9 protein-coding genes are annotated in these 11,982 nt (G+C 54.2%); all 9 read right to left on the bottom strand.

Annotation, left to right across the window (positions count from 1 at the left end):
• Positions 1 to 31: 31 nt before the first annotated feature.
• A complete protein-coding gene (gene flhA / locus KF947_RS12235; RefSeq protein ID WP_133733450.1) occupies positions 32 to 2,119 on the bottom strand; it encodes a flagellar biosynthesis protein FlhA in 2,088 nt (695 codons plus the stop codon).
• Positions 2,116 to 3,282, bottom strand: a complete 1,167-nt coding sequence (gene flhB, locus KF947_RS12230) for a flagellar biosynthesis protein FlhB (RefSeq protein WP_133733449.1) — start codon at positions 3,280 to 3,282, stop codon at positions 2,116 to 2,118. The genes flhA and flhB overlap by 4 nt, the downstream gene beginning before the upstream one ends.
• A gap of 104 nt (positions 3,283 to 3,386) precedes the next feature.
• Entirely contained in the window at positions 3,387 to 4,082 is a 696-nt protein-coding gene (gene cheZ / locus KF947_RS12225; protein WP_088702022.1) for a protein phosphatase CheZ, read from the bottom strand.
• Positions 4,083 to 4,123: 41 nt separating this feature from the next.
• Entirely contained in the window at positions 4,124 to 4,513 is a 390-nt protein-coding gene (gene cheY, locus KF947_RS12220; protein ID WP_133733448.1) for a chemotaxis response regulator CheY, read from the bottom strand.
• A 100-nt stretch (positions 4,514 to 4,613) separates the two neighbouring features.
• Positions 4,614 to 6,308 carry a methyl-accepting chemotaxis protein gene (locus tag KF947_RS12215; RefSeq protein ID WP_133733447.1) on the bottom strand — a complete coding sequence of 565 codons (1,695 nt, stop codon included), beginning with the start codon at positions 6,306 to 6,308 and terminating at the stop codon, positions 4,614 to 4,616.
• Positions 6,309 to 6,389: 81 nt separating this feature from the next.
• On the bottom strand, positions 6,390 to 7,451 hold the full coding sequence (locus KF947_RS12210) for a protein-glutamate methylesterase/protein-glutamine glutaminase (protein ID WP_133733446.1): 1,062 nt from the start codon (positions 7,449 to 7,451) through the stop codon (positions 6,390 to 6,392).
• A gap of 91 nt (positions 7,452 to 7,542) precedes the next feature.
• Positions 7,543 to 8,415, bottom strand: coding sequence for a CheR family methyltransferase (locus KF947_RS12205; RefSeq protein ID WP_133733445.1), 873 nt, complete (start codon positions 8,413 to 8,415; stop codon positions 7,543 to 7,545).
• Positions 8,412 to 10,562, bottom strand: coding sequence for a PAS domain-containing methyl-accepting chemotaxis protein (locus KF947_RS12200; RefSeq protein ID WP_227404073.1), 2,151 nt, complete (start codon positions 10,560 to 10,562; stop codon positions 8,412 to 8,414). Before KF947_RS12200 ends, KF947_RS12205 begins: the two co-directional genes overlap by 4 nt.
• Before the next feature lie 59 nt (positions 10,563 to 10,621).
• Positions 10,622 to 11,893 carry a methyl-accepting chemotaxis protein gene (locus tag KF947_RS12195; RefSeq protein WP_227404072.1) on the bottom strand — a complete coding sequence of 424 codons (1,272 nt, stop codon included), beginning with the start codon at positions 11,891 to 11,893 and terminating at the stop codon, positions 10,622 to 10,624.
• Positions 11,894 to 11,982: the final 89 nt, after the last annotated feature.

Below are 11,982 nucleotides of genomic sequence, written 5' to 3'. Positions count from 1 at the left end.
GTCGACGCTAGCCTATCACGGCGTGTCATCATTAACGTCCGCCGACTATTGTGGTCACTCTTAATGTGCGGTCATCGGGAATTTCAGCCTGGGACAGCACTGACATATGGCGTAGACGTCGGCGTAAGAATCGGGACAGTACCGCTCGCAGCGAGTGCTGCACAACCAGCACCGGCGGCTCGCCTGAGCTTTCGTGACGTTCCAGCGCCTGCTGGGCCTGAGTCATCAGCGTTTCTGCCAACCCTGGCTCCATGGCGCCGTTGCCATTCATGGCCTGAACCAGCACTTGTTCCAACTGGGCATCCAGTCCCATGACATTAAGCGTCTCTTGCCCCGCAAACCACTGCTGGACGATGGCGCGCCCCAGCGAAACACGCACCAGCGCCGTCAGCTCGTTAGGATCTTTTTGCTGGGTGGCGTACTCCGCCAGGGTATCGAGAATAGTGCGCATGTCGCGGATAGAGACATCTTCATCAAGCAGGTTTTGCAAGATACGCTGCAAAACCGTCAATGAAATCGCTTTCGGGATCACCTCTTCTACCAACGCTTTCTGCTCATCGCCCATTTTATCCAGCAGTTTCTGGACTTCCTGTCGACCCAGCATCTCGGGCGAATGACGGTGCAACAGGTGGTTCAAGTGGGTCGCTATGACGGTACTGGCATCCACGACGGTGTAGCCATACACCTGAGCATGCTCACGCTGGTTGCTATCAATCCAGACAGCGGGCAAACCAAAGGCGGGATCTTGGGTTTGGGTGCCCTGCAGCTCGCCCGATACCTGCCCCGGATTGATCGCCAGCCATTTACCCGGCTGTGCCTCAGCGCGGCCAATCTCGGCACCTTTCATGGAGAGTACATAGGCGTTGGGCGGCAGCTCCAAATTATCGCGGATATGCACCACCGGCGGCAGGAAACCCACTTCCTGGGCAAACTTTTTACGCACGCTTTTAATCCGCCCAAGCAGCTCGCCTTTTTGACGCGAGTCGACCAGCGGTATTAAGCGATGCCCCACTTCCAGACCGAGGGTATCGACCAATTGCACATCTTCCCAGCTCGCTTCAGGGGTCTCTTGTAACGGTACAGGCGCAGTCGCAATTTCCTCCTTGACCAACAACTGCTCTTTTTGGCGCATAATAAACCACGCCAAACCCGCTAGCAGCGCGGTAAAGAGTAGAAATACTAAATTGGGCATGCCGGGCACCATGCCCAATAGCCCCATCACTATGGCGGCCAATATCAGTACCTGGGGATTTACGAACAGTTGGCTGAGCATTTGCTGGCCAATGTCCTCGTCTGTATCGGTACTCACCCGAGAAACCGTGACACCCGCTGCGGTCGAGATCACCAGAGCCGGAATTTGCGCCACCAGACCGTCGCCGATCGCTAGCAGCATATAGGTCTGGCCAGCAGCGCCAAAGCTCATATCGTGCTGCAACATACCAATCAACAGCCCACCGATAATATTGACCACCATAATTACCAAACCGGCAATGGCATCACCACGGACAAACTTACTTGCGCCGTCCATGGAACCAAAGAAATCAGCTTCTTGAGCGACTTCCGCGCGTCGCTTTTTGGCGTCTTCCTCGCCAATTAAGCCAGCGTTCAGATCGGCATCGATGGCCATCTGCTTACCGGGCATTGCATCCAGGGTAAAGCGCGCACCGACTTCGGCAATACGGCCAGCACCTTTGGTGATAACCATAAAGTTGATGATGACGAGAATCAGGAAAACCACTAGGCCTACAGCGAAATTACCGCCGACCAGGAATGCCCCGAACGCTTCAATGACCTTACCCGCCGACGCACCGCCCTGGTGACCCTCCATGAGCACCACCCGAGTGGAAGCCACATTGAGCGACAGACGCAGCAGCGTGGTAAACAGCAACACAGCTGGGAACGCCGCAAAATCCAGCGGCTTCTGTGTAAACATGCTAACCATTAACACCATAATGGCCAGCGCGATATTAAAGGTGAAGAGTAAATCCAGGGCAAAGGGAGGCAAGGGCACAATCATCATGCCCAAAATCATTAGGATGAGCAGCGGCCCGACCAGCAGCTTCATGCGCACATCACCCATCCAGTCGCGCCTACCTACTAGCTGACTCAAGCCTTTCATGGTTGCGCCTCATTACCACCGGCGCCATGCCCGGGGCTTTCCATCTCCGGTGGTACCGGCAGGTTATCGGGGGTTGGGGGCACCTCGCCTCCTTGTTTTGCTACTTGCTTGAGGCGATAGGCCCAGGCCATTACTTCCGCCACAGCGGTATACAGTTCAGCCGGCACCTCCGCCTCTAGATCCACGTGATGATACAGGGCACGCGCCAATGGTGCTGCCTCCAATCGTGGCACGCCAGCCTCTTCGCCGATTTCGCGAATGCGCGCAGCCACTGCGTCGGCGCCTTTTGCCACCAACCGTGGCGCCCCCATACTGCCTTCCTGATAAGTCAGCGCTATCGCGTAGTGCGTGGGGTTGGTAATGATAACGTCTGCCTGGGGCACTTTGCTCATCATCCTGCCCCGCGCCATGATCTGCTGCTGCTGGCGAATGCGCGCTTTCACATGGGGGTCGCCTTCAGACTCTTTGTGCTCACGCTTGATCTCTTCCTGACTCATGCGCAGCTTTTTAGCATTGTCCCAGAGCTGGAAAGGGACATCGATCAAAATGACCACGATCAACACCAGCACCATGAGCCCAGCGGCCTGAGCCGCCATGGTGAGAGCGTTGGTCAGCGCTTGCTGGATAGGCTGATCCATTAGCGCCATAAATTTGCCGATGTTGAAATACAAAAATGTCGCGGCGACGCCCCCTACCAGAACCGACTTGGCGATCGCTTTTGCCAACTCGATCAATGCCTGGGTGGAGAAGATGCGCTTTACGCCCTTAATAGGGTTTAGCTTGGAAAACTTGGGCTGCATCGATTTAGCCGATATCAGCCAGCCTCCCATCAATCCAGGGGCGACTAATGCAATAATTACTAGCAGTAAAAACAGCGGCATCATGGCAAATAGCGTTCGCTGGCCAAGATCCAGGGCATTGACCAACATCGGAGTACTTTCCATTGCCTGGCGGCGCTCAAACAAGAAAGCCTGCTCCATCACCGCGCCCAACTGGTCGTAGAGCATTTTGCCCATACTGTAAAGGCCAATCACCCCGCCCAACAGCAGCAAAAATGTATTTAACTCCCGGGAACGGGCAACCTGGCCCTCTTCACGGGCTTTCTCTTTTCGCCTGGGCGTGGCCTCTTCGGTCTTTTCCTGGTCGCTATCGTTATCTGCCATGCGGGTATCCGGCCAGGTGAAGCGAAGCTTAACACGTATTCAGCCGTCCATAGGGACGGCTGAATAGCGTGCTTGCGTGCCCAGAGGGCGTGTAATAACGCGCTTTAAAAGCCTAATTCATCCAACAAGTCGTCTACTTGATCTTGCCCAGAGACGGTATCAGGAACATTATCCTTCACTTGTGGGCCATTCAAAAGGTCTTCGTTGCGCCGTGCATTGTCGCTTTTCCACTGATCCTCGGCCTTGCGCTGCAGCGTTTCTCGTGCATGGGCACCCGGCGCGTTATCGATAAGCACCTGAACCAGCTGATGCTCAATCTCATGGATCACGTCCATCATCTTCTTAATCACCTGGCCGGTCAGGTCTTGAAAGTCCTGGGCCATCATGATTTCCATCAGTTCTTTGTTAGTGGCTGAAACCACATCGGGCACGTCGCTGAGATAAGTACGCGTCTCGACGACGAGCGCCTTGGCCTCATCCAGCTCTTTCGGCGCTTCAAACCACTCGGCCCAGCGCTTATCCAGCGCCTCGGCTCGATCCGACAATTGATCCTGCAGCGGCTGAGCACGGTCAACGGCATTGAGCGCTCGATCTGCTGCCTGCTCCGTCATGGTGGCGACATAGTGCAAGCGGTCGCGTGCGTCGGGGATGGCTTCGGCCGCTTTCTCAATCTCTTTATCAAGACCTAGTTCACGCATGTTCTCGCGCAACATGCGCGTCAACTTCCCAATGCGATGAATTAAGTCTTCAGCGGCTTGCTCAGACGATTGGGCAGAATCAGACTGCTCATTCTGGCTCATAATGGTGTCTCCTCGTTAACTAAGCACATAGGCTCAGTCGCTCACATACCCAGTTTGTCGAAGATTTTGTTGAGCTTCTCTTCCAGGGTAGCGGCAGTGAACGGCTTGACGACATAGCCATTAGCACCCGCCTGAGCAGCCGCTATAATGTTCTCTTTCTTCGCTTCTGCGGTCACCATCAGTACTGGGAGGTCTTTCAAGGCGTCATCCTGTCGGATCTCCTTGAGCATCTCCAAGCCGTCCAGGTTCGGCATATTCCAATCAGAAACGACGAACTCAAACTTGCCGGAGCGCAGTTTATTGAGCGCATCTTGGCCATCTTCAGCTTCATCCACGTTGGTGAAGCCCAGCTCCTTAAGCAGGCTACGCACAATCCGACGCATGGTAGGAAAGTCGTCTACAACCAGGAAACTCATATTCTTATCTGCCATGGGTCATCCTCTAATCAATCGGTATATGGCACGGGAGTGACTGAAAAGCACAGTCAGGGATTTAAAACTGTTTCTTAAGCGCTATTCCTAAAACTCGTCCTTAAAACTCTTCCCACTCTTCGTGGTCGCTGCGTTTGGCGGCAGGTCGACTCGTTTGCGGCTGGTCGACCTTGGGGGCAGGCATGGCACTCGCTGTTGGCGAGACGGAGGGCAGCACCTGATGTGACGCACCTTGCATACCTAACAATTTAAACACGGCGACTGCTTGCTCCAAACGGTTGGCCTGTTCCTCAAGGGAGGCGGCTGCCGCAGAGGCTTGCTGTACTAGCGCAGCGTTTTGCTGAGTGACTTGATCCATCTGGCCCACGGCCTGACTCACCTGCTCAATACCATCACTCTGCTCTTGGGAGGCGGCGGAAATTTCATCCATAATATCAGTTACGCGGCGCACCGCAGTCACCACATCCGACATCGTGGTGCCAGCCTGCTCGACCAGGGTAGAGCCTTGCTGAATCTGCGACACCGAGGCCTCAATCAGGTTTTTAATCTCTTTAGCCGCATCTGCGCTACGGCTGGCCAAATTGCGCACTTCCCCAGCTACGACGGCAAAGCCTCGACCTTGCTCGCCAGCACGGGCGGCTTCTACCGATGCATTGAGCGCCAGGATGTTGGTTTGAAAGGCAATCGAATCAATAACGCTGGTAATGTCGGCGACTTTTTTCGAGCTCGTGGAAATACCGTGCATCGTCTGCACCACCTGCTCCACCACTTGCCCACCGCGCTCGGCCGTAGTGGAGGCGTCTGCGGCCAATGTACTGGCTTGGCGGGCATTGTCGGCATTCTGTTTTACTGTCGCGGTCATCTCTTCCATGCTGGCAGCGGTTTGTTGAATCGATGCGGCCTGCTGTTCCGTGCGCGATGAAAGATCAGCGTTACCGCTGGCAATCTCTCGGGTGCCGTGGTGGATTTCGTTACTGCCTTCGCGTACGCGACTAACAATATTGGTGAGGTTCTGCTGCATGGTGCCCATAGCGCCAAACAGACGACCAATTTCGTTTTTACCCGCTTCGGGCAGCGGATCGGTTAGATCGGCCTCGGCAATCGCATCCAGGCGTTGAATGGCACCTCTTAGCGGCGCAATCACTGTACGGCGTAAACCAAAGTAAATAATCAGAGTCATCACCAGAGCAAAGAGCACCGCTACCGCTTTGATAATATTGAACAGATTACTCTGAGCTTCAGAGTCCTCTCGAATGGTGTCTACCCGCTGGAAGCCATAATCGACAAATGCGGTCATGCTTTCGTTCAAACTAAGCAGCGGCCCCTCCAACTCCTCACGCAAGGTGTTGTAGCGGGTTAGATTCATAGATTCGAAGGTTTCATGCTGCTGTTTAACCAACGCCATGACAGTATTAAAATCTTCAATCAAGGCGTTTGCCAATGCCTCGCCTTGGGGGGAGAATGTGTTTGCAGCGAAGCGCTCAAAACGCTGTTCAGAACGCTCTATGCGATTGGCCGCTATATCCACCTGCTCATTAGACTGACGGGTCTGGCCCACCATGAGGTAGTTGGAAGCCGTTTCCATCGCCAGCATGGCTTGGTTCAGCAGCGAGTCGGCGCGGTTAATCTCATTGAGCTGTTCGCTGCTAATGTTGTTAAGTACATCAATATTATTTTGTGCATCACGGTCAGCTACAACACCCAAACCCGCAATCACCAAAATCAGCACGCCAAAGCAGCTAAGTGCCGTGACCACAGCGGCGTGAATACTCAAATTGCGCAGTAAACGACTCATTGGCGATCCCCTTGCGAGCTTATTAAGTTTTTATGCTTAGTTCTTATACCAAGTCACTTATAATAATGCGTATCAATCTCACTAAACACGTTGAGCTCTACCCGATGCAGCGATCAGCGCCATCATTCGCGTGGGAACATCGTCCAAAGCCACCACTTCCACCGCGCCACCCATCGCGATGGCTTCTCGCGGCATACCGAAAACCACGCAGGTCTGCTCATTTTGAGCGATGGTGGGCGCACCCGCTTGGCGCATTTCAAGCAGTCCGGCAGCGCCATCCTTTCCCATACCGGTAAGAATCACGCCAATGGAGTTTTTACCTGCGTGCTGAGCCGCTGAGTGGAAAAGCACGTCTACCGATGGGCGATGGCGGTTTACCGGCGGGCCGTCATCTAATCGCGCCACATAGTTAGCGCCGCTACGTGCCAACTTGAGGTGCTGATCCCCCGGTGCGATATAAGCGTGCCCGGGTAGAATCCGCTCGCCATCGGTGGCTTCTTTAACCGTAATCCGACACAGCCGGTCTAGACGTTCGGCAAACGAGCGGGTAAAACCGCCAGGCATATGCTGGGTAATCAATATCGCCGGGGCATTTGCCGGTAATGGCTCTAGCACCGCCCGAATCGCTTCAGTGCCGCCAGTGGACGCGCCGATAATGATCAACTTTTCGCTTGATACCAGCGGCGCCTTCAAGGCCGCTGGCGGCGGCGTGTTTTTATGCCGCGCCTGGCGGGGACGTGAGCGTGCCGCGGCACGAAGTTTTTCGGCAATTTCGTCGGCGTACTCCATCATCCCATTGCGGATTCCCAGACTCGGCTTGGCGACAAAGTCCAGCGCACCGAGCTCAAGCGCACGTAGGGTGATTTCCGAACCGCTTTGGGTTAGCGACGACACCATTAACACCGGCATAGGACGCAAGCGCATTAAACGCTCGAGAAAATCCAAGCCGTCCATACGTGGCATTTCCACATCAAGGGTTAACACATCAGGATTGTGCTGCTTGATCAAATCCCTGGCGGCAATAGGATCAGGCGCTACCGCAACGACTTCCATATCGGGCTGGGAATTAATAATTTCTGTTAACAAATCGCGAATTAGCGCCGAATCATCGACACACAATACTTTGATTTTGGCTGCGCTCAAAGCACGCCTCCTCTTGCTGTAGACGCCTGATGTGTGATTGCAACCGCCGGAGCCACAGCGCCTAAAGCGATTATAAAGACACGATAATTGTTCATTTTTTGGCCACGGTATAAACGGTCTGGCCACGCAGTTTGAACGCATCACTTATATACGAGAAGTTTTCTGAGTGGCCTGCAAATAGCAAACCATCGGGCTTCATCAGTGGCGCAAACCGTTTAAGAATTTTTGATTGAGTATCTTTATCAAAATAAATCATGATATTTCGGCAGAACACCGCATCAAAAGGGCCTTTAATTGGCCATTGCGGCGCCAGCAAGTTAAGTGGCAGAAACTCCACCAGTGCGGATACCTCTGGGCGTACCCGTGCAAAGCCCGCATGGTTACCGGTGCCTTTCTGAAAAAAGCGTTTGACCCGCGCTTCATCGAGCTTGCGCACCTGCTCCAAGGGATAAACACCAGCGCGGGCCCTAGCCAACGCATCGGTATCGATGTCCGTTGCGATCACTTTGGCCTGCGCCGCTTTAGCGCCTAGCGTTTCCAACAACGTCATCGCCAGCGAGTAGGGCTCTTCCCCGGTGGAAGCTGCCGAACACCAAATAGTGACCGGATCTTGCTTGTTCTTTATGTGCTCAGCCAGCAGCGGAAAATGGTGCGCTTCACGAAAAAAGGCCGTGAGGTTGGTGGTCAGCGCGTTCGTGAACGCCTCCCACTCTTTGGCCTCTGGCTGGCGCTCCAGGCGCACCAAATAGTCGGTAAAGCGCGTCATACCATGGTGACGTAGACGCTTGGCTAAGCGGCTATAGACCATTTCACGCTTATGCTCAGCCAGTACGATACCCGCGCGCTGATAGATCAGCTCGCGAATACGCGTAAAATCCGCATCTGTCAGTACCAGATCCCTTTCAATCTGACTGCTTGATGTCCACTGACCAGCGTCTAAAGCCCGTTCACGTTGTTCGGTCAAAACTCTTCCCACTCCTCTACTGAGGCTGTTTGCCGTTTAACGGGCGAGTTATTCGACGGCGCTGTGCTAGGCAGTTGAGCCGCGTGCTTGGGTGCTGTCACTGCCGGCGGGCGTAGAGCCCCCTGGCTGTTTAATCGAAATGCTTCCACCGATAGCGCTAATAGCCCTGCCTGTTTCTCTAGAGAAACTGCCGCTCGTGCGGTTTCCTGTACCCGCACCGCATTGCGCTGGGTGCCTTGATCCATCTCTGCTACTGCCTGATTAACCTGGGCAATGCCATGACTCTGCTCTTCAGAGGCGGCCGATATCTCGTGCATAATCTGCGTCACACTGCGCGCAGCTTCTGCCACTTCGCTAATCGCAACTTCAGCTTTAGTCACCAAACTAGCCCCAGCGCTAACTTCTCGGTTAGAGCCATCAATCAGGCCACGAATTTCTTGAGCGGCGCCAGCGCTGCGGCCAGCTAGGTTACGCACTTCTTCAGCTACAACGGCAAACCCCCGCCCATGCTCCCCTGCCCGAGCCGCTTCTACCGATGCATTCAGCGCCAGAATATTGGTCTGAAAGGCGATTGAGTCGATCACATTGATAATATCGGCCATCTGCTGGGAGCTTTGAGTAATCCGCTGCATATTGTCGACCAGCTGTGTCATCAACTCGCCGGTATTCGTCACCTGAATAGCATTGTTATCGGCTAGACGACGGGCTTCTTGAGCGTTTTCGCTGTTTTGTCGAACGGTAGCGGTCATTTCTTCCATGCTGGAAGCGGTTTGCTGCAAAGAGGCCGCCTGTTGCTCGGTTCGCGACGATAGCTCTTCGTTACCACTTGCGATGTCCCGGGCCGCCGGGGTAACGACGTCAATGCCACTTTTTACGTCGCCAATGATACTACTGAGGCTTTTACGCATGGTGTTCAGCGAGTCCATTAGCTGGCCCACTTCATCGCGTCGCATGGCGGGCACTTTAGCCGCCAAATTGCCGCCGGCAATTTGCAGCGTAAAACCTGCGGCACTTTTTAGTGGTCTAGTAATCGCCCGCAAGGTGACCAAGCCGATCACAATAAGTAGCAGCAAGCCAATCCCAAGGACGATGGCCTGCGCGCCCAGCATTGTGGTTTGACCTTGCTGAGCTTCATTGGCCATGATTTCAGCAGCCTGCTGTTTCTGACCAATAAGTTGATTCACCATGCCTGAAAGGAAGCGACCCTCCTCGGTCATCACGCTAATAACCGCATCAAGGCCGGTAAAGGCTTGATACGCCTCTTCTGCCTGAAGAACACTGGCGGCTTGGCCCATACCATTCTGCAAGAACACCTGCAGCTGCTGATCAAACTCGGCGGCAAGCTCGGTCATATTAACCTCCCGCGAGTAGTACTCTTGCCATGCAGCAGCGACCTCTGCAGCATTAGCAGCAATACTTTCACCCACTTCAAAGCGCTGCTCAATCAGCTCCATACGCTCCGGCTGAATGATCGCTTGGCGAGATTCAGCAATGGTTTGATCAATTTGCTGCAGGCGAATAACGTCACGCAAACCATCATTATTCAGTTGTTCCAAACGCTCGCCCGAAGCATTCAAACCATACAAGCCTAAGCCGCCGCTAATTAACAGCAACAGTCCTGCCACGATAATCATGCCGACTAACTTGGCGCGTATGGTATCGAGGCGCACTCGAGCTAAACGCTTAACCACCCCTTTCTGGCGTAACCGACCTTTATCTAAGTAAAGCCGTTTATTGCGGCCTTCACGTATTTCAGTGTACGCCTGCTCTGCCTGCGCAATGGCTTTCCGGCTTGCCTGCACGCGCACCGAGGTGTAGCCAACTACCTGCCCATCTTCGACAATCGGCGTCACACTGGCGTTTACCCAGTAGTGGTCGCCATTTTTGCAGCGATTTTTGACCAGCCCGCGCCACGTTTCACCCGCTTTAACGGTTTGCCAAAGGTTTTCAAAAGCCGCTGGTGGCATATCCGGGTGACGTATCAGGTTATGCGGCGCACCTATCAACTCTGCGTGCTCAAAGCCGCTAATATCGATAAACGCTGGGTTAGCATAGGTGATGCGCCCCTTGGTATCGGTACGCGAGACTAAGAAATCGTCCTCTTTTAGTTCAATTTCGCGCTGAGTGACTGGCTGGTTATTACGCATGATTTGCCTTTTTTAGTGTTTTATTTTTAAAAGAGAGCTTGCCCGCCCTGCCAAGCAAATTAAAACGACGCCCACTCATCTACCTCTTCCGCTGGCTGCTTGTGCCGCGTAGGAAGGCTTGGCGCTGCCGAAGGCATAAGAGTCCGTGATACTGGGGTGCGATGGGCAAACGCTTCAGTGACACGAAAGCGCTCCACAGCCTCACGTAAACGAGCCGCTTCACTTTCAAGCTCATTCGCACTACGCGCGGCCTGCTGAACCAGCTGAGCATTTTGTTGCACGACCTGATCCATTTGCGCCACGGCCTGGTTCACTTGACCAATGCCGCTACTCTGCTGCTCAGAAGCGGCGGCGATCTCATCCATAATATCGCTGACGCGCTGAACAGCACTCACCAGATCCTGCATCGTTTGACCGGCCTGGTTGACGCGCTGTGTGCCGGTATCAACCTTGCTGAGCGATGCGTCGATCAGCGTGCGAATCTCTTTGGCGGCAGCGGCACTGCGACTGGCTAAGCTGCGTACTTCCTGTGCCACCACGGCGAACCCCCTACCATGCTCACCAGCACGCGCCGCTTCCACCGAGGCATTTAACGCCAGGATATTGGTCTGAAACGCAATGTTATCGATCACGGTAATAATATCAGCGACCTGATGAGAACTTGCGCTGATATCCTGCATGGTACTGACGATCTGGCCTACCTCTTCGCCACTACGGCGGGCCGTCAGGGTCGCGCTTCCGGCCAGCTGGCTGGCTTGACGGGCATTTTCAGCGTTATGGCCCACCGTGGAGGCTAGCTGCTCCATGCTGGAAGCCGTTTCTTCTAATGAAGTCGCCTGCTGCTCGGTGCGTGAAGAGAGGTCGTTATTACCACTGGCAATTTGCTGTGAGCGCTCATAAATTGATGTACCGCTGGTACGCACGGTGCCTACTGTTTGAGAAAGTGAGCCCTGCATATGTGCCATGGCGCTATAAAGCCGTCCTATCTCATTGTTTCCCGGCGAGGTGATAGTCTGGCTTAGATCGCCCTGCGCCATACGCTCAAAATGGCCCACCAAGCGGTCTAGCGGTCGCAACACATTGGCCGTTACCCCCCAGATAACCACGATAACCGTAGCAACTGTCATGATCACAACGCCGAGTAGCGCCCAGCGAATCGTTGCGGCAAAAGCGCTAAAAGCAGCCTGTTGCGCCTGTACATCGTCAGATGCCTGTACGATTGCCGCGCCATGATGCAGGGCATAAAGGCCGATACCACTGGCAATTAAGACAAGTACCGACAGCGTCGCTAAGACTAAGCCCCAACTTAAACGCACCGTCATATTATTCATTAATTGCCGCATTTGCTGTGTCACGCCCTTTTCTCCACGCACAACCTGCACTCGCAGGCGCTTTCCGTAGCACGAGAATGCATCATTAG

The organism is Halomonas sp. FeN2 (assembly GCF_020595105.1).
In the GTDB taxonomy this organism is placed as follows: Bacteria; Pseudomonadota; Gammaproteobacteria; order Pseudomonadales; family Halomonadaceae; genus Vreelandella; species Vreelandella neptunia.
This window is presented reverse-complemented; position numbering and strand designations above follow the sequence as displayed.

Excerpts from the sequence above, each read along its gene's own strand:
- flhA (WP_133733450.1), bottom strand. The coding sequence starts at position 2,119 with ATGAAAGGCTTGAGTCAGCTAGTAGGTAGGCGCGACTGGATGGGTGAT.
- flhB (WP_133733449.1), bottom strand. The coding sequence starts at position 3,282 with ATGGCAGATAACGATAGCGACCAGGAAAAGACCGAAGAGGCCACGCCC.
- cheZ (WP_088702022.1), bottom strand. The coding sequence starts at position 4,082 with ATGAGCCAGAATGAGCAGTCTGATTCTGCCCAATCGTCTGAGCAAGCC.
- cheY (WP_133733448.1), bottom strand. The coding sequence starts at position 4,513 with ATGGCAGATAAGAATATGAGTTTCCTGGTTGTAGACGACTTTCCTACC.
- KF947_RS12215 (WP_133733447.1), bottom strand. The coding sequence starts at position 6,308 with ATGAGTCGTTTACTGCGCAATTTGAGTATTCACGCCGCTGTGGTCACG.
- KF947_RS12200 (WP_227404073.1), bottom strand. The coding sequence starts at position 10,562 with ATGCGTAATAACCAGCCAGTCACTCAGCGCGAAATTGAACTAAAAGAG.
- KF947_RS12195 (WP_227404072.1), bottom strand. The coding sequence starts at position 11,893 with ATGAATAATATGACGGTGCGTTTAAGTTGGGGCTTAGTCTTAGCGACG.